The 17,727-nt window shown below is 64.0% G+C and carries 17 protein-coding genes and 1 tRNA gene; 11 read left to right on the top strand and 7 right to left on the bottom strand.

Translation table 11 applies throughout. From position 1 onward, the window contains the following. Positions 1-8 precede the first annotated feature (8 nt). On the bottom strand, positions 9-1,088 hold the full coding sequence (locus tag AACG97_RS17630; protein ID WP_054881342.1) for a patatin-like phospholipase family protein: 1,080 nt from the start codon (positions 1,086-1,088) through the stop codon (positions 9-11). A 201-nt stretch (positions 1,089-1,289) separates the two neighbouring features. On the opposite strand from AACG97_RS17630, the gene AACG97_RS17625 reads away from it, so the two are divergent. From AACG97_RS17625 to AACG97_RS17605, 5 genes are all read left to right on the top strand, one after another. Beyond that, positions 1,290-1,598: a PepSY domain-containing protein gene (locus AACG97_RS17625; RefSeq protein ID WP_009685938.1), complete on the top strand. Its 309-nt coding sequence runs from the start codon at positions 1,290-1,292 to the stop codon at positions 1,596-1,598. Continuing rightward, positions 1,598-1,912, top strand: coding sequence for a PepSY domain-containing protein (locus AACG97_RS17620; protein WP_009685937.1), 315 nt, complete (start codon positions 1,598-1,600; stop codon positions 1,910-1,912). Before AACG97_RS17625 ends, AACG97_RS17620 begins: the two co-directional genes overlap by 1 nt. After that, positions 1,913-2,581 carry a response regulator transcription factor gene (locus AACG97_RS17615; RefSeq protein ID WP_009685936.1) on the top strand — a complete coding sequence of 223 codons (669 nt, stop codon included), beginning with the start codon at positions 1,913-1,915 and terminating at the stop codon, positions 2,579-2,581. Then, positions 2,578-3,894 (top strand): ATP-binding protein, encoded by a 1,317-nt coding sequence (locus tag AACG97_RS17610; protein ID WP_009685935.1) that lies wholly within the window; start codon positions 2,578-2,580, stop codon positions 3,892-3,894. Before AACG97_RS17615 ends, AACG97_RS17610 begins: the two co-directional genes overlap by 4 nt. Before the next feature lie 252 nt (positions 3,895-4,146). Further along, positions 4,147-5,304, top strand: coding sequence for an HPP family protein (locus tag AACG97_RS17605; protein ID WP_197886549.1), 1,158 nt, complete (start codon positions 4,147-4,149; stop codon positions 5,302-5,304). On the opposite strand, the gene AACG97_RS17600 is transcribed toward AACG97_RS17605, so the two are convergent. After that, entirely contained in the window at positions 5,278-6,144 is an 867-nt protein-coding gene (locus AACG97_RS17600) for a LysR family transcriptional regulator (protein ID WP_232555037.1), read from the bottom strand. The genes AACG97_RS17605 and AACG97_RS17600 overlap by 27 nt on opposite strands. Before the next feature lie 178 nt (positions 6,145-6,322). Here AACG97_RS17600 and AACG97_RS17595 point away from each other — a divergent pair, with 178 nt between their 5' ends. After that, complete coding sequence (locus AACG97_RS17595) at positions 6,323-8,212, top strand: propionyl-CoA synthetase (RefSeq protein ID WP_225786094.1); 1,890 nt, start codon at positions 6,323-6,325, stop codon at positions 8,210-8,212. Here AACG97_RS17595 and zapE read toward each other — a convergent pair. After that, positions 8,209-9,285: a cell division protein ZapE gene (gene zapE, locus AACG97_RS17590; protein WP_009685929.1), complete on the bottom strand. Its 1,077-nt coding sequence runs from the start codon at positions 9,283-9,285 to the stop codon at positions 8,209-8,211. The genes AACG97_RS17595 and zapE overlap by 4 nt on opposite strands. Positions 9,286-9,416: 131 nt before the next feature. Next, positions 9,417-9,659 carry a DUF465 domain-containing protein gene (locus AACG97_RS17585; RefSeq protein ID WP_009685928.1) on the bottom strand — a complete coding sequence of 81 codons (243 nt, stop codon included), beginning with the start codon at positions 9,657-9,659 and terminating at the stop codon, positions 9,417-9,419. 257 nt (positions 9,660-9,916) lie between these two features. Between AACG97_RS17585 and AACG97_RS17580 the strand changes: the two genes are divergently transcribed. Beyond that, positions 9,917-9,991: transfer RNA gene (locus AACG97_RS17580), tRNA-Gln, on the top strand. Positions 9,992-10,132: 141 nt separating this feature from the next. Here AACG97_RS17580 and AACG97_RS17575 read toward each other — a convergent pair. The 3 genes from AACG97_RS17575 to AACG97_RS17565 are packed head-to-tail and all read right to left on the bottom strand — an operon-like array spanning position 10,133 to position 15,272. Beyond that, on the bottom strand, positions 10,133-12,532 hold the full coding sequence (locus AACG97_RS17575) for a response regulator (protein ID WP_047149737.1): 2,400 nt from the start codon (positions 12,530-12,532) through the stop codon (positions 10,133-10,135). A 13-nt stretch (positions 12,533-12,545) separates the two neighbouring features. Beyond that, positions 12,546-13,007 carry a response regulator gene (locus tag AACG97_RS17570; protein WP_009685925.1) on the bottom strand — a complete coding sequence of 154 codons (462 nt, stop codon included), beginning with the start codon at positions 13,005-13,007 and terminating at the stop codon, positions 12,546-12,548. Between the two features lie 6 nt (positions 13,008-13,013). After that, on the bottom strand, positions 13,014-15,272 hold the full coding sequence (locus tag AACG97_RS17565; RefSeq protein WP_054889819.1) for an ATP-binding protein: 2,259 nt from the start codon (positions 15,270-15,272) through the stop codon (positions 13,014-13,016). Between the two features lie 267 nt (positions 15,273-15,539). Between AACG97_RS17565 and AACG97_RS17560 the strand changes: the two genes are divergently transcribed. From AACG97_RS17560 to AACG97_RS17545, 4 genes are read left to right on the top strand one after another with little or no spacing between them, the layout of a single operon-like run. Further along, positions 15,540-16,067 carry a Csu type fimbrial protein gene (locus tag AACG97_RS17560; RefSeq protein WP_009685923.1) on the top strand — a complete coding sequence of 176 codons (528 nt, stop codon included), beginning with the start codon at positions 15,540-15,542 and terminating at the stop codon, positions 16,065-16,067. A 30-nt stretch (positions 16,068-16,097) separates the two neighbouring features. Then, positions 16,098-16,634, top strand: a complete 537-nt coding sequence (locus AACG97_RS17555; protein ID WP_029886960.1) for a Csu type fimbrial protein — start codon at positions 16,098-16,100, stop codon at positions 16,632-16,634. Between the two features lie 18 nt (positions 16,635-16,652). After that, positions 16,653-17,183, top strand: coding sequence for a Csu type fimbrial protein (locus AACG97_RS17550; protein WP_009685920.1), 531 nt, complete (start codon positions 16,653-16,655; stop codon positions 17,181-17,183). A gap of 3 nt (positions 17,184-17,186) precedes the next feature. Continuing rightward, complete coding sequence (locus AACG97_RS17545) at positions 17,187-17,690, top strand: Csu type fimbrial protein (RefSeq protein ID WP_009685919.1); 504 nt, start codon at positions 17,187-17,189, stop codon at positions 17,688-17,690. Positions 17,691-17,727: the final 37 nt, after the last annotated feature.

The raw sequence follows: 17,727 nt of genomic DNA, 5'->3' as shown, positions 1-17,727 counted from the left end.
CATGACCGCTACAAGGCTTGCAGGCGTTCATGCAGCCGCCCGGTGGCGACCAGTTCCAGCAATTCGTCGCCCAGCCGCTGGCTTTCGGCAATGGCCTTGTACCAATAGCGTTTGCGCCCCGCGGCATCGCCCATGAAACGCTTGAAGTCGTTGCGGTCTGGCAACTTGCCGAAGGGCAGGGCGGCCAGATAGTGCGGCGAGGGCGTCATCAGCAACACGTTCTGCAGCCGCCTGGCATCGCCCTTGCGCCAGGGCAGCGCCTTGTCGAACCAGCCGGGTATGACCTTGTCGGTGAAGTGCGGGTACAGCACCAGGTCGTCGCCGTGGTAAGGCAGGTCGAGGTGGTAATCGAGCAAGCCGCCGTCGCGGTAAGTACCGGCGCCCGCCCCAGGAATATCCTTCACTCCCTGCATGACCATCGGGATCGAGCCCGAGGCGAGCAGGGCCTGGCGCAGGTTGGCCAGGTCCAGCGGCAGGCAGCGCGAAGGGAAGTCGGTCAAGGCATCGAGCGGCGGCGCGCTACGCCCGTCATGCAGGATGATGCGCTCGAAGTGGCGCGCCAGGCGTGCCCGGCCCAATAGATTGCTGGCGACCACCGAGCCCAGGCCGAGGCCCAGGCGGGCACGCTGGTCGTGGGCGAGCTGACCATGGCTTTTCACCACCAGGATGTTCAGGCGATAGTGCGGGTTGGCCAGCAACTGGGCGTCGCGGCCCTGCAGCAGGTCATCGAGCATTGTTGCGCAACTGCGGCTGATTTCTGCCGGTGTAACCCCTTTGGCGAAGTCTTGCTCGGTATACAGTTCGCCAAGCCGGCGGATGCCGGCCACCGGGTCTTGCAGGCAGGCACTGGCGAAGCGCCAGGCGCCGATCGAGGCGCCGATCAGTGCGCGTTGGCGGGGTGCCGACGGTAGCCACTCACCGAACAGGGCCAGGTCCAGGCCTTGGATGCCGAGTGGCTTCGGCCCGCCCGCTGCGCCTGGCAGCACACCTACATCGGCCGCCTGTAGCCCGCGCTCGCGGATGTGCTGCAGGGCACGTTGGCCCGCCTTGAACGTGAGCGCAGGGTATTTGATGTGGATGGCGCTCATGACGGATCTCCTGGGTATCGAGCCGGTGATTATAAGGTTCGGTGAAGCGAATACTGCGTGCTGATGCAACGGCTCGGTGGAACATCACACGGCCCCGCAGGCTGCGCTATCATGCCGCCCGTTGCTTTCAGGTTGAATTAAGGACCGCCGGGTAATCTTAACCCCGTAGACAACTTGTACAGCTCTCAGGAGAGAAGCACGATGAAAACCTTGACTGCCCTGTTCACCGCCGCCGCCCTTGCCCTGGGCGCCAATGCCGCTTTCGCCAAGGATGTGCAGCCCGACGAAGTGGTCAAACTGGTAAACGCCAAGACCATCAAGTCGCTGGATGAACTCAAGGCCACTGCCGTCGCCAAGCACCCCGGCGCCACCGTTACCGATTCCGAGCTGGAAGACGAGTACGGCCGTTACATCTACAAAGTCGAGCTGCGCGATACCCAGAACGTGGAATGGGACGTGGCACTGGACGCCAAGACCGGTGAAGTGGTGAAGGACGAGCGAGACAACTGATGCGTCGCTTACCACGGCCAGCGCGCTACCTGGCGCTGGCGCTGCTGGCCGTGTGCTCGCTGGCAGCCGCCCGCGACCTCGATCAGGATGAAGCCCTTAAGCTGCGGCAAAAGGGCGTCATCCTGCCACTCGAACAGTTGCTGGAAACCGCCCTGGGGCGTTACCCCGGGGCGCGTTTGCTGGAAGCCGAACTGGAAGAGGACGATGATCGCTACGAATATGAGGTCGAGCTGCTGACACCTGCTGGCGTGGTTCGCGAAATCAAGCTTGACGCCAGCACCGGCGCCCTGCTCAAAGATGAGGAAGACGACTGAATGCGCCTGTTGCTTGTCGAGGACAACGTACCGCTGGCCGATGAGCTGATTGCCGGCTTGCAACGCCAGGGCTATGCCGTGGACTGGCTGGCCGATGGCCGTGACGCGGTGTACCAGGGCCAGAGCGAGCCTTATGACCTGATCATCCTCGACCTCGGCTTGCCGGGCATGCCGGGCCTGGAGGTACTCGCCCAGTGGCGTGCCGCTGCGTTGGCCACGCCGGTGCTGATCCTGACCGCGCGCGGCTCCTGGGCCGAGCGTATCGAAGGGTTGAAGGCAGGGGCCGATGACTACCTGAGCAAGCCGTTTCACCCCGAGGAGTTGCAGTTGCGCATACAGGCGCTGTTGCGCCGTGCCCGCGGCCTGGCCAACCAGCCCAGGCTGGAAGCGGCCGGCTTGCACCTGGATGAAGGCCGCCAATGCGTGAGCCGCGACGGTGTAGATATCCAGCTGACCGCTGCCGAGTTTCGCTTGCTGCGCTACTTCATGCTGCACCCGCAGCAGATCCTGTCCAAAAGCCACTTGGCCGAACACCTGTACGACGGTGAAACAGAGCGTGACTCCAATGTATTGGAGGTGCACGTCAATCACTTGCGCCGCAAGCTGGGGCGCAGCGTGATCGAAACCCGCCGTGGGCAAGGTTACATCTACGCCGGGAGCGCCGAGTGAAGTCGATCCAGGCGCGCTTGAGCCTGGGCCTGGTCGCTGTGCTGGTGGTGGTGGGCGTGGTGCTGGCACAACTGACCCTGTGGTTGTTCGAAGCCGGCCTGCAACGCTACCTGGAAAACGGCCTGCGCAAGGAAAGCGAGAACCTGCTGGTGGCCCTGGTGCGGGGGCCGTCCGGCCTGCAGCTGGACGAGCGGCGTATCTCGGCGGCTTATCAGCGGCCGTTTTCCGGCTACTACTTCCGCATCGACTTCGACCAGGGCACCTGGCGTTCTCGTTCGTTGTGGGACCTGGATATGCCCAAACCGGCGGCCCCAGGGCTTTCCGACAGCCATGAGCTGCGGCCGGAAGGGCAGCACCTGTTGGCCCTGCGTGCCGACTACCGGCGCCTGGGGCAGGATATTTCCATCAGCGTGGCCCAGGACTATTCCCCGGTACGCCAGGGGTTCCGGCGCCTGCAACAGATCGGCCTGGGCATGGGCCTGGTGGCGTTGATCCTGGTGCTGGTGCTGCAGCGCATCACCGTCACCCGCTCGTTGCGGCCGCTGGAGCGGGCACGCCAGCAGATCGCCCAGCTGCAGCAGGGGCAGCGTTCGCAACTGGATGCCGAAGTCCCCAGCGAGCTGGCCCCGTTGGTGGGGCAGATCAACCATTTGCTCAGCCACACCGAAGACAGCCTGCGCCGTTCACGCAATGCCCTGGGCAACCTTGGCCATGCGCTGAAAACACCGCTGGCGGTGCTGCTCAGCCTGGCGTCGAGCGAGCGCCTCAAGGATTTGCCGCAAGTCAGCGCGCAGATGCGTGAGCAACTGGAGCAGATCCAGCAACGCCTGGCCCGTGAGTTGAACCGGGCGCGCCTGGCCGGCGACGCCCTGCCAGGCGCGCAGTTCGATTGCGATGCCGAGTTGCCCGGCCTGCTCGAAACCCTGGGCATGATCCATGGCGAAGGTTTGCTACTGGCCAGTGATGTGCCGCCCGGGCTGTCACTGCCATGGGACCGGGAAGACGTTCTGGAGCTGCTGGGCAACCTGCTGGACAACGCCTGCAAATGGGCTGACAGCGAAGTGCGCCTGGGGGCCGAGGCGGATGCCGAAGGGTATCGGCTGTGGGTCGATGATGATGGGCCAGGCATCCCCGAGGGGCAGCGCCAGCAGGTGCTGGGGCGCGGGTCGCGGCTGGATGAACAGGTGGACGGGCACGGCCTGGGCTTGGGCATCGTGCGTGACATCGTGGAGGCCTGGGGAGGGCAGCTGGCGTTGCAGCAAAGCCCGTTGGGCGGGCTGCGGGTGAGCCTGAACCTGCCGCGCAAGGCCTAGTGGTCCCGAGCCGCGCCTGCGGCTGCGGCGGCCTGCTTTGCCGATAGGCACTGCAAAAAAATTGCAGTACAGGCGCATTTTTTTGAATTGGCCCAATCGCGCCGCGGCCGGCACAATGCCTTCACGAAACCGCGTGGTTTCCATCTCTCCACGGACGGAGCCCCTTGTGATATTGCCTGCGCAATACCAGGCCCAGGCAGCTGCCCTGGGCTTTCTTTTCAAACCGAAAAAAACACGACCCCGATAGTTCAAATGCCTGCCTCGCGTTCCGAAAGTCGTCTGCTGCGGCTATTGCCGCCCGCCCTGAATATCCCCCCCAAAGAATGGTTGCGTGCCGGTATTGGCGCACTGCTTGGCTTGTTCCTCGCCGGCTGGCTGACCAGCATGGCCTACGGCCCGGGCATTGCTCTGCACTTGCTCGGCCCGTTGGCCGCGTCGGCGGTGCTGGTGTTCGCGGTGCACTCCGGCCCGTTGGCTCAGCCTTGGCCAGTGCTGGGCAGTTACGCCCTGGCAGGCGCTGTTGGCCTGGCCATGCGCCAGGGGTTCGGCCCCGAGTTGTGGGTGGCCGCCGTGGCGCTGGGGATCTCGATCCTGGTCATGTGCCTGCTGCGCTGCCTGCACCCGCCGGGTGGCGGGGTGGCCGTGAGTGCGGTACTGGCCGACCCAGGCCTGACCGCCTTGGGCGACCACCTGTTGCAACCGGTGTTGCTCAATGCACTGATCCTGGTAACGGTGGCAGTGCTCTACAACCGCCTGACGGGCGTGCGCTACCCCAAGGGCGCGGTAATCCGCAAGGACCTGCACCATACCCATGACCCGCTGCCTACCGAGCGCGTTGGCGTGCGCAGCGAAGACCTGGACCATGCCCTCGAAGAGCTGGGCGAGTTCGTGGACGTCACCCGGGACGAACTGGAGCGCATTATCCTGGCCACCGAGCAGCATGCCTTGCAGCGCAGCCTGGGCGGCATCACCGCGGCGTCAGTGATGTCTCGCGATGTGCAATTCGCCAGCCCCGACACGACGTTAGAGCAGGCCTGGGCCATGCTGGCCAGCCATCATCTGAAAACACTGCCGGTGCTGCAGCACGGCAAACTGGTGGGCATTGTCAGCCTCAGCGATCTGGTTGGCCCGGCCATGCAACGTGGCCGCTTCACCTGGCGCGGACTGTTCGGCCGCCCGCCCGTGCGCCTGGCCCAGGTGATGATGCAGCCAGTGGTCAGCGTCAGCAGCCAGCACCCGCTGGAGCGCCTGCTGCCGCTGCTGTGCGAACAAGGCCTGCATTGCCTGCCGGTGCTCGACGATGGGCGCCTGGTGGGGGTGATCACCCAGACCGACCTGATTGCCGGCCTCAAGCGCCAGTTGCTCAGCAAGGCCCAACAGGTTTCAGAGAACAGGGTCCCAGCGTTGTGACCAGTCGCTTGCGCCGGCGGCCACCAGCCGGCGCAGCACGCTGAACGCCTGCTGCAGGGCTTCGCTGTCGCGTTTGCGCGGGTAGACCAGATAGGTTGGGTAGGTGAATTCAGGCGCGTGCGGGACTCGTTCGAAAACCCCGCTGTCGAGGTAGGCTTGAACCACCCGTGTGCGGAAGTAGCCGCTACCGCCTTGGTCGAGAATGAACTGCAGCGCCAGTGGTCCGAGGTTGAAGCTCAGCGCCGGGCGCGCGCATTCGGGCAAGGCGGCGTCATGCTGGCGGCGGAAGGCCTGGCCCCAGTCGATGTAGATATACGGCTCGGGCCGATCGACCCGGCGCACGCGGATCAGCTTTTCTTCCATCAACTGCTCGACCTGCAAACCCGGGCCATAGGTTGGCTGGTAGACCAGCGCAGCGTCCAGCAGGCCCATCTCGACCTTGCGCAGCAGCGCCTCGCCGTCGCTGACCTCGCTGCGGATCGCGTGGCTGGGCAGTTCGCGATGCAGGGCGCTGACCCAATCGAGCATCATCGGGTTGCCCAGGCTCACTTCACCGCCTACATGCAGCACCTGCTGGCAGCCCTCGGGCAGCGGCAGGTCACTGCGCGCCGCCTCCCAGGTCTGCACCAACTGGTTGGCATAACTGACGAAAGCTTCGCCATCGCAGGTCAAGCTGGCGCCACTGCGGCTGCGCACGAACAACTGGCAACCCAGCTGCTGTTCAAGGCGCTGCACCCGGGCGGTGATCGCCGTTTGCGAAACGAACAGGCGCTCGGCGGCAGCGACCAGGCTGCCGCAACGCACGATCTCCAGAAAGGTACGGGCCTGTTCGATATCCATGGGCTGCTCGGTGGCTTGAGGGGGGCCTATTCTAGGGGTTTTGCACCGAAATAGGGCGCATTGGCGCGTTATGCAAATTTGCAGGTCGGTTGTGACTTTAGTCGCCTGGCGAGGCGGGCGGTGCAGGCCATACTTCAGGTTCGCCCTTCAATAACAACAAAATCGGGTTCCTTTCGATATGAGCTACCAGCACAGCTACGCCCAGTCCATCTCCGACCCTGCCGCTTTCTGGGCGGAACAGGCCGCTCACCTGGCCTGGTATCAAAAACCTGCCCAGGTCTTGCAAGAGAACGCCGATGGCACCCACCACTGGTTCGCCGATGGCCGGCTCAATAGCTGCTACCTGGCCCTCGATCACCAGATCGAGCAGGGCCGCGGCGAGCAATTGGCGCTGATCTACGATTCGCCGGTGACTGGCGTGCAGCAAACCTACACCTACCTGCAGTTACGCGACGAGGTGGCGCGCCTGGCCGGCTTGCTGCGCGAGCTGGGCGTTAACAAAGGCGACGGCGTGATCATCTACATGCCCATGGTGCCGCAGGCGGCCATGGCCATGCTGGCCTGTGCGCGGATTGGTGCGGTGCACTCGGTGGTGTTCGGTGGCTTCGCCGCCAACGAGCTGGCCCTGCGCATCGATGACGCGCGGCCGGCGCTGCTGCTGACGGCTTCCTGCGGGCTGGAGTTTGACAAGGTGATCCCCTACAAGCCACTGGTCGACCGTGCGCTGCAACTGGCCAGGCACCAGCCGCGCTCAGTGCTGGTGCTGCAGCGGCCGCAGGTGAAGGCCGATCTGCTGCCAGGGCGCGACCTGGATTGGCAGGTAGCGATGCAAACTGCCAAGCCGGTTGAGCCGGTAGCGCTGGATGCCGGTGACCCGCTGTACATCATGTACACCTCGGGCACCACGGGCAAACCCAAGGGCATCGTCCGCGAAAACGGCGGCAACGCAGTGGCACTGTGTTACGCCATGCGCCATATCTACGGCATGCAAGCCGGTGATGTGTGGTGGGGCATTTCCGATGTGGGCTGGGTGGTGGGGCACTCGCTGATCGTCTACGGGCCGTTGATGAGCGGCTGCACCACGATATTCTACGAGGGCAAGCCGATTCGCACGCCAGACGCCGCTGCCTACTGGCGGGTGGTCGAGCAGTATCGGGTCAATGCGCTGTTCTGTGCGCCCACGGCCATGCGTGCCATTCGCAAGGAGGACCCGCAGGGCGAGCGGGTGCGCAACCATGACCTCAGCTCGCTGCGCCATGTGTTCCTGGCGGGTGAAAAGCTCGACTCGAGCACCCATCAATGGCTGGAGCAGGTGAGTGGCAAGCCTGTGCACGATCATTGGTGGCAGACCGAGACCGGCTGGCCAGTCACTGCGCCCTGCGTGGGGCTGGAGGGCAGCGCGGCACGGCCGGGTTCGAGCAACCGCGCCGTGCCCGGCTATCACGTGCGTGTGCTGGACGACGAAGGGCGCCTGCTGGGCCCCCACCAGCAGGGCTCGATCGTGATCGCCCTGCCATTGCCGCCCGGTTGCAGCCAGACGCTGTGGGGCGACCACGCACGTTACCTGCAGGCCTATCTGCACAGCTACTCTGGCTACTACCACACGGGCGATGGCGGCTACCTGGACGATGATGGCTTCGTTTACATCATGGGGCGCACCGATGATGTGATCAACGTGTCCGGGCATCGGCTTTCCACGGGGGAAATGGAAGACCTGGTGGCGCGCCACCCGGCAGTGGCCGAGTGCGCGGTGATTGGCGTGCATGACGAAATAAAGGGCCAGGTGCCGTTGGCGCTGGTGGTGCTCAAGGACGGCGAGGGCATTACCGAGGCGCAGTTGCTGGTCGACCTGGTGCGCTGCGTGCGCGAGGAAATAGGCCCGTTGGCGTGCTTCAACCGGGTGCGGCTGGTGAAGCGCCTGCCCAAGACCCGGTCCGGGAAGATCCTGCGGGCGGTGTTGCGCAAGATTGCAGATGGGCAGGACTACGTCCCGCCTTCGACCTTGGACGACCCGGCAGTGCTGGGAGAGATCGAGGCGCTGCTGGCTGACTTGCCCAGGGCGGTTTAGCCCTGCGGCCCGACCACCTGCAGCTGCCCCAGGCGGCTGCGGGTGCGCATCAGGTCGGCAAGCGGCCCACCCAGGCTTTCTTCCAGTGGTCGTTTGCCGATCACCGTCACCTGTCTGTCCTGGTCGTACAGCACATCCACCAGGTTGACGAAACGTTGTTGCGCCGCCAGTGAGCAGTCCGCCAGGTCATCCAGCCCATCGATGACCCATTCGTCGAACTGCTCGGCCAGCACCAGGTAGTCGATCACCGCCGTGGCTTTTTCGCACAGGTCGTCGAAGCCGAGCACCACGCGCCGGCCATCCACCGCCAGGGCCCGCAGTGGGCGCTTGTTCACGTTCAGCTGCACTGGCCGTGGCGCGGGTACCTGCAACGCCTGGCGCTGTGCCGCAGTGCCGGGCCATACATAATGCCCCTGGGTGAACCGCTGCTGCTCGCGGTTGGCCGGCAGGCTGCGAAAGTCGGTATCGCCACCGACTTCCAGGACCTCCATCGAGCTGTTGATCAGGCGGATCACCGGCAGGAAACGCTCATGGTACAGGGGGTTGGGCAGCAGCCCCTCAGGCGCGTAGTTGGACGTCACCAGCAAAAACACCCCGCGGCTGAACAAGGCATTGAACAGCCGGGTGAGCAGCATGGCATCGCCAATGTCATGTACATGGAATTCATCGAAACACAGCACCCGGCAATCGCCTATCAGCTCGTCCAGGGTCGCGCCCAGTGCGTCGTCCAGCGCCCGGTGGCGATGCATGCCTTGGTGCAGGCGGGCAAAAAAATCATGAAAGTGCAGGCGCTTCTTGGCTTCGACCGGTACGGCCTGATAGAAGCCGTCGAGCAGCCAGCTTTTGCCCCGGCCGACCGAGCCGTACAGGTACAGGCTACGCGGCTGGCCTTGCTCCAATTGTGCCAATTGCCTGGCCATGCAGTGGATCACCCGGCGCTGGCCATCGCTGAGCTGATAACCGCGGCTGTGCGCCTTGTCTTCGAACCAGGCGAGCAGTTCGCTCTGATGCGCGGCAGCGCCGCGCAGGCGTTGGCCAAGTTGGCGCAGCGGGGTAGGGATCCAGGCAGGCAAAAGCACAGCTCCTTGGGCATTGACGGGGCAGTGTGCAGCTTGCCCGAGGGCGGCGATTTTGACCAATAGAGAAATTGCGCGGCAATCATCACTTCTCGCGATAGGTGTCGCCGCCACGGCTGCCCGCTGGGCTATGCCTTGCGTTCCAGCTGGCGCTCGATCATGTACTTCACCGCCAGGCGGCGCTCTTTCAGGTGGCGCAGGTCCTCGTCGACGAAATTGCCTGCCGAGATGGCCTCGGCGGCCAGTACCTGGTTGTCGATATCGACGTACTCATCCAGCAAGCGATCCAGTGCCTTGTCGGCCTGGCGACGTTGTTGAACGATCTCGCGTGGGTAGTGCAGGTCCTGGTAAAGGTCGTGAGAGACAGGCATGGGTTCCTCCTTGGTCAATGCAGATGGGTTATCTGATTTGAAGGGAGGAACGCGAATGTGTTGAAGCGAAGCGAGAAGAAAACGACGGATGGTAGGCGGCGGCGGCAGAAATGACTAAGCCGCTGTTTTTTGACAATTTTTTTTCATCAGGGGGTTCACAGACCGAAACTTTGTTGTTAAAGTGCCGCGCATTCCAAGACAACACGCAGTTGTCACTCACTTGGAATTGTCAGAGCAGCTCACGCTGCATCCGATACAGGGGCGTCGCCAAGCGGTAAGGCAGCAGGTTTTGATCCTGCCATGCGTTGGTTCGAATCCAGCCGCCCCTGCCATTTCCCAGTTCCAAACGTAACTTGCCCGGTGCTTATTCTGATGAGCGTCGGGTTTTGTCGTTTCTGCGCGTGCGAAATGCCACACCCACTGTGGCCGCAGCGTTGCGTTGGCCCAGGGCCGCAAAGCGGCCCAGCCATTGGTCAGCCCTGGCGCACTGCCAGGCCGCCCAGCATCTCGTTGAGCACCCGCGCCAGTTCATCGGCTTGCACCGGTTTCTGCATCACCAGGCTGCCCGGCAATTCCAACCCTTGCAACTCCGCATAGCCAGTAAGAAACACCACCGGCAGGTGCGGGCGCCGCTCGCGGGCCGCCAATGCCAGTTGCCCACCGTTGAATTCCGGCATGGCGAAATCGGTCAGCAGCAAGTCGATCTCGTCATCCAGCAACGCCAGTGCCTGTTCGCCGCTGTGCGCCTGGCGCACCTGGTAGCCGTACTGGCGCAGTACATCGCCGAGCATGTCACGTACCAGGTGGTCATCGTCCACCAGCAGTACGGTCCGGTTACGGCCGCTATCGTTGATCGAAAGGCTGAGCACGGCAGCTGCCGGTTCACTGACCGCGCGGTCTTTCACTGCTGGCAGGTATACCGCCACCTCGGTACCACGCCCTGGCTTGGTGTCGATGCGCACACCACCACCGGACTGTTTGGCGAAACCAAAGACCTGGGCCAGCCCAAGCCCTGAACCCTTGCCGATATCCTTGGTGGTAAAGAACGGCTCGAACACCTTGGCCACCACCTCTTCGCTCATGCCGCACCCGGTGTCGCGAATGCTCAGCATCACGTATTCGCCCCGCTCTGGGTCTTCCGGGCGCTGTGGGGCGGTGTCGATGCAGGTGTTGTGGGTCGCCAGGATCAACTGGCCGCCATCGGGCATGGCATCGCGGGCATTGATGGCCAGGTTGAGGATGATCATTTCAGTCTGGGTCGGATCGGTCAGCGCCTGCCACAAGCTTGGGTCCAGGTCCAGGCGCACCGAGATGTTGCCGCCCAAGGTGCGGCGTAACAGTTCCTCAAGGCCCGCCAGGGTGCGGTTGAGGTTCAGCGGTACCGGTTCCAGGCGCTGGCGACGGGAGAAGGCGAGCAATTGCGAGGTCAACTTGGCACCGCGCTCACCCGCTTCGCGAACATGCTTGAGGCGCGACCGGGCTTTGTCCAGGTCGCCCCGGGTCAGGTCGCGCTCAAGGAAACTGGCACCGGTGAGGATCACGGTCAGCAGGTTGTTGAAGTCGTGCGCCACGCCGGCAGTCAGCTGGCCGACCGCTTCCAGGCGCTGCATCTGCTGCAAGGCGGCCTCGATGCGCTCGCGCTCATCGATCTGCTCGCGCAGGCGAGCATTGGCTTCGGCCAGGCCCAACGCGGTTTCGCGCTCGCTGGTGATGTCTCGGGCGACCACGTAAAGCAGGGTGTCTTCGGGCACCACGACCCACGACAGCCAGCGTTGCTGGCCACTGGCGTGAAGGATGCGGCCAACGAAACGCACGCTGGTACGGCCGTGCGCGAGCGCGGCCAGTTCGGTCAACAGCAGTTCCTGATCGCTGTCGGGCAACAGGTGCAACAGCGACGACTGGCTCAGGCGCTCGCGGGAAAAGCCCAGGCTGGCTTCCCAGGCGGGGTTCAGCGCCACCGGGGTCAGGTCCTTGTTCAGCACTGCCAGCAGATCCTGTGACAGCTCCCAGGCGCGGTCGCGTTCACGGGTGCGGCGCTCGACCCGCTCGCCCAGCATTTCGTTGAGCTGGCGCAGTGCCTGGGTGGCCAAGCGCTGGGTGTTGATGTCTTGCAGCACGCCGGAAAAGCGCACGCACTGACCGTTCACGAACTGGCTCTGGCCACTGCTGAGCAACCAGCGCGGCTCCTGGCCACTGGGTTGGGCAGTGCGAAATTCCACCCGGTACTGGCCACCACTTTCGGGCAGCATGGCGTATTCGACGGCATCGCGCACCAGCGCCAGGTCGTCTGGGTAGATGCCGTCGTAGAATACCTGCATGGTCATGTCGGCGCTGGCGGGCAGACCGAACAGGGTCTTGCAGCGCTCGTCGCATATCAACAGGCCATCTTGCGGGCGCAGGTCCCAGGTGCCCATGCCCGCGGCGTCGATGGCGATGCGCGCCCGCGCCTCGACATCGACCAGCGCCTCCTCGGCGCGGCGCCGGCGCTGGCGCTCCTGCACTTCGGTCATTGCCCGGCGTACCGCCTTGGGCAGTAGCTGCAGGTTCTTCTTCAGCACATAGTCGGTAGCACCCAGGCGGATCATTTCCACGGCGTGCTCTTCGCCGTAGATCCCGGATAGAAATATGAACGGGGTGTCGGCAGCCAGGCGCTGGGCGATGGCCAGCACCTCGGTGCCGGACGAGCCCGGCAGCACGCAGTCGCAAAGGATCAGGTCGTAGTGGTCCTGCTTCAGGGCATGCTCGACCCCCGTATGGTCGAATACCAGATGCGATTGCACATGCAGCCCGCTGCGCTCCAGGCGCATCAAGGTCAGCTCGGCGTCCATCGAGCTGTCTTCGACCATCAGTAGTTTCAACGGCGTTTGCGGCACCGTTGCGGCGGCCTCAATTGCTACCGCGACGGTTCAGCCGCAGCGAGCCAGGTGGTGGTTCATTCAGTACGGCCCAGAAGATTCCCAGGTCGGAAATGGCGGCGACGAATTCCTTGAATTCCACGGGTTTGACCACATACGCGTTGACCCCTAGCTCGTAGGCGCGCAGCAGGTCGGGCTCTTCGCGGGACGAGGTCAGCATGACCGTGGGGATGCTACGTAGCTCGGCAGTGGCGCGCACTTCCTTGAGCACCTCCAGGCCGTCGACTTTGGGTAGCTTCAGGTCCAGCAGCATTACAGCAGGGTTGCCGTCATCACGATCGGCATAGGCGTTGCGGCGCAACAGGTAGTCCAGCGCCTCGGCACCGTCGCGCAGGACGATGACCTCGTTGGCCAACTGGCTACGCTCCAGAGCCAAAAGCGTCAGCTCCAGGTCTCGTGGATTGTCTTCGACCAGCAGGATGGGTTTGAGCATGATTGTTCAGGTGCCTCGGGTAGTCGCGGGTTGGCGCGGTAGAGAAAAGTGGAAACTGGCGCCATGGTCGATCTGGCCCTCGGCCCAGACACGGCCATCATGGCGCTCGATGATACGGCGCACGCTTGCCAGGCCAATCCCTGTGCCTTCGAACTCTTCCATGCGGTGCAGGCGCTGGAATACCCCGAAAAGCTTGTTGGCGTAGGCCATGTCGAAGCCCACGCCGTTATCGCGGATACAGATTTCGGTTTCTTCCGGGTGTTGCTCGGCGCTGATCGAAATGCGCGCGGGCTCACGACCGCGGGTGTACTTGATGGCATTGGCGATCAGGTTGTGCAATGCCAGGTTGATGAATGCCGGGTCCCCGATCACCTTCGGCAGTGGTGCAATGTCCCAGATGATCTCGCGGCCTTGGTAATCGGGCGCCAGTTCGCTGCGGATAGCCTCGACCAGGGCGTTCAGGTCGACATCGGACATGCGCAGGGCAGAGCGGCCCATTTGCGAGAAGTTGAGCAAGTTGTCCACCAGGCTGCCGGCGAAATTGGCGGCTTCACCGATGTGCTGCAGGAAGCGCTGGCCACGCTCGCTCAACCCTGCGCCCTCGATTTCGCCGAGCAGCTCGGTATAGCCGGCAATGTGCCGCAGCGGCGCGCGCAGATCGTGGGAAACGCTGTACGAAAACGCCTCGAGTTCCTTGTTCGAGCGGCGCAGTTCACCGGCCAGCTGTGCCAACTCCTCGGCCTTGCGCAGCACAATGCCCAGCACCGCCGTGCGCAGATCCTGCACGCCCTCGACCACCAGTGGCTCCCAAGGTGCGCAGTAGCCATGCAGTCGCTCCTGCCAGCGCTCGAAACTGTGCCGCGGGTCGAGGTTGCCCTGTGGCCCCACCTGCTTGGTCGGCTGGCCTGCCCAATTCACCGTGCGTACCTGTTCGGGGCGGAACCACAGTAGGTAGTGCGAATGGATCTGCGAAATCGCAACGGCCAGCACGCCACCGGCATGGTCTGCCAGCTCGGGCAACTCGTCGATGTCGCGGCGCACGTTGTCGGTGCAAAATACATGTTCGTCGCCACGCTGGCTCAGCCAGTGCACCAGCGCCGTGACCTGGGCGGTGGGTGGCGTCTGGCCGAACAGGTCGCAGCGCTCTGCCGAGATCACCGCGGCGCCCTGGGCGTCGGCAAAGGTCAACAGGACGTCGGGCACGTCGCGCAGGCCATCGCTGACGCTGTCATGGTCGGCCATGGACGAAATCATGCGGACAATGTGCTGGCGCAACTCCAGTACCTTGCTGGTGCTGGCGTGCGACTCGCGGGACTCGACCTGCAACGACAGCACGCTGGCCAGCAGCTCGCAGGCGGTGCGCGTACGCAGGTCTACAGGCCTGGGCTGCTGATGGTGGCAAGAGATCAGCCCCCACAACTTGCCATCGGCCACGATCGACAATGACATCGACGCCAGGGTGCCCATGTTGCGCATGTACTGCAGGTGCACCGGTGAAACGCTGCGCAGTGTCGCAAAGCTCATGTCCAGCGCCTTGCCGGTACGCGGGTTGGCTGCCGGCAGCAGCGGCGAAGGCTGGTAGTTGGCGTCCTCGATCACGCGGATACGGTTGACCCGGTAGAGTTCGCGCGCCTGGCGCGGGATGTCCGAGGCCGGAAAGCACAACCCCAGGTAGCTGGGGTAGCCCGGGTCGGCGACCTCTGCCAGAACCTGGCCATTGCCTTCTGCATCGAAGCGGTAAGCCTTGACCCGGCCAAAACCGGTGATGCGCTTGAGTTGAGCCACCGTTTGCTGCAGCAGCTCTTCAAGGCTGCCGGCCAGGTGCAGGGTGCTGACGAAGTTGCGCACCAGCGGGTAGTAATCGCCTTGCCCGATGAGGTCGGACGGCAGCCGCGGTGGTTCGAATTCGGCGATCAGCACCTGATCGTGACGGTGGGCCAGCAGGTGCAAGGCGGCGGTGTGCGGTGCCCCTTCGCACAGGTGCACATCACCAATGTGAAAGGGGAATACTTCGTCTTCGGGTAACCGCGAAAGGTGCATGCGCAAGTCGAACCCGCCACTGACCAGCTCGGCGAAATGGCAACCGATAAGCTCCCTGGCCGGCTTGCCCAGCCACTGTTCGACGTTTTCACTGGCCTGGAGTACCCGCAAGTCGGCTTCGTCGACGACCACCAGGAAACCGTGGGGCTGGACGCTGCCGGGCACCTGGATCGGTTCCTGAGCGCAACGCTCCACGGCTTGGGCGAGCGTGCTATCTGCAGTCATCAATTGAAAGCTCCTGTCTTGTCGGTCCATGCTTGCCGCACGAGTTTGAGGCAGGATGATGGAGGTACACCTTATCAGAATATCGGCCCATTCGCCGGCTTCTGGCCATTTGAGGTCTGTGAGTCACGATGGGTTCTGCCCCTTGCAGGTTTTTTTTCATCGAACGCTATCGCTTTGTTGCTAATACCAAAAAACGGTCGGTTGCAGCTTTTGGCGCCGTGCCTCGCTGCTAGGCTCAACTGAGCATAGAGCGATAAGGACAACAAGGTGAAGGAGCGCTTACTGGCCGGGTTGTTTGGCCTGTTACTGAGCAACGCTGGGGCAGCGGCAGAATTCCTGGTGGAGGTGCGGGTGCTGGTGCAGCGCGGCTGCATGCTGGTTACCCAGGCCCGCGACGCGGGCGCGCAGGCTGCTGGGCGAATCGACCTGGGTGCTGCGCCGCGGCTGGATGGCCCGGCGGCACCGCTGGCCGGGGTGTTGCTGAGCCAGCGCCCGCCGCGCCTAGAGTGCAACCCCGACACGCCTTATCAAGTACAGGTCGACGGCGGCCAGCACGGCGGCACTGGCGACGTGCGTTTCCTGGCCAGCGACGACGCCCCGGGCCGGCCTATTCCTTATCGGCTCTATCGCGACGCGGCCTGGCGCGAGCCACTGCCAGTGAACGTTGCGCAGGCGGCCCGGGTGCCCGATAGCGGCTCGGCCGAATTGCCGCTGTATGCGCGAATCGACACGCTGGCCTGGGTGCCGAAAGCCGGCCTGTACGCCGACCTGTTGAAAGTCACGGTCACTTGGTGAGGATGCTGCCATGCACAAGGACGCGCAGCCATGAACCGCACCTCGATCCTGCTGTTGACCCTGGGGCCTTTACTGGTACCAGGCGGTGCAGCGCATGGCAGCGCCACTGGCTTCATTCAGGCGCGGCTGGTGATCAGCGCCGCCTGCCAGATCAGCAGCAACGAAGCGCAACCGGCGACCCTGGCCAACCCGGGCTTGCTGGACTTCGGCGAGCGGGGCCCGAACTGGGACCAGCCGCTGCGTAGCCGGGTGGATGAAGCGGGCGGCGAGGGCAGCCTGCAAATCAGTTGCACCCCCGAAGTGCGTGCATTCAACGTGCGCATCAATGGTGGCATGCATGGCGACGACGGCATTCGTCGCCTCAGCAACGGCAGCCAGCTGATTCCCTATCAGCTGGCAGTGGACCCGGGCGGTAACAGCCGTTACGGCATCGGCCAGGCACGGGCCTTCGTCATCAGCAGCACGCAACAGATACCGATCCCCATCTACGGCGTGGTGGTGGCGCAACCGCGTGCGCTGCCAGCCGGGCTGTACCGCGACACCCTCCGGGTGACCCTGGACTGGTAACCACGCAAGGAGACTCCGATGCGAACGAACCTTTCATGCTGCATCCTCGCCGGCCTGGGTTTGGCCCTGGCCACGCAGGCCCAGGCCGCCACGGTGACCGGGACCATCAACTCGACGCTGACCTTGACGGCGGCCTGCCAGGTGAATGGCAGTTCAGGCACCTCGGGGTTGAACTTCGGCTCGCTGGATTTCGGCACCCAGGATGCCTTGTTCACCACGGCCAACGCACAGGTGCTGGGTAGCGGTGGCGCGCTGAGCATTCTGTGCTCAGCGGGCACGGTGCCGGCGATTCGCGTGCGTGCAGGGTCGCATGATGGTCAATCGACCGGCGGCACCCGTGCACTGGCTGATGGCGCGGGGAATTTCGTGCCCTACGACTTCTATACCGACTCCGGGCGCACCACCGTGTTGGCCATCGATGGCACCATCACCCTGCCAACCAGTACCGGTGTGGCGCAAACCGTCAACCTGTACGGCCAGGCGCGTGGCAAGGCCGGGTTGCCAGCTGGGGTGTACACCGACACGGTAGCCGTCGAGTTGTCGTTCTGAGCCATGCGCCATTGGCTGACGGTGGGCCTGGCTGGCCTTGGTGCGCTACTGGCGGCGCCACTGGATGCGGCCACTACCAGCACCTTCACGGTCGCGGCGCAGGTCGCTGCCGGTTGCCTGGTGGTGGGCGGTGTCAGCCAGTATGGGGTGCTGAACTATGGCACCCAGTCGGCGTTGTCCACCAGCGTGCTCAGTACCTCGCTGGGCGGCACCACGGTGACCTTCCAGTGCACCCCGGGTGTGGCGGTGAGCATGAGCCTGGGCGGTGGCCAGAACAGTACCAGCGGCACGCGCTATCTGAAGAACACCAGCGGCAGCCAGGTCCTGGCCTACCAGTTGTACCGGGATGCCGCCTACAGCCAGCCGTTGGGCATAGGGCAGAGCGCCACCGTGAGCTACAGCGACGCCACGGCGATCAAGCTGCCGGTGTATGGGCGGGTTCAGCTGACCGGCAAGCTGCCGGCAGGGACTTATACCGATGTTGTGCAAGTGATGGTGACCTGGTGAACGCCAGCGGCGCCAATGACCAGTGCTAAGGAGAGCT

It is taken from the genome of Pseudomonas sp. Nvir (assembly GCF_963778085.1).
GTDB classification, from domain to species: Bacteria; Pseudomonadota; Gammaproteobacteria; order Pseudomonadales; family Pseudomonadaceae; genus Aquipseudomonas; species Aquipseudomonas juntendi.
Note: the sequence above shows the minus strand (reverse complement) of the source record. Positions and strands in the feature narration are given on the sequence as shown.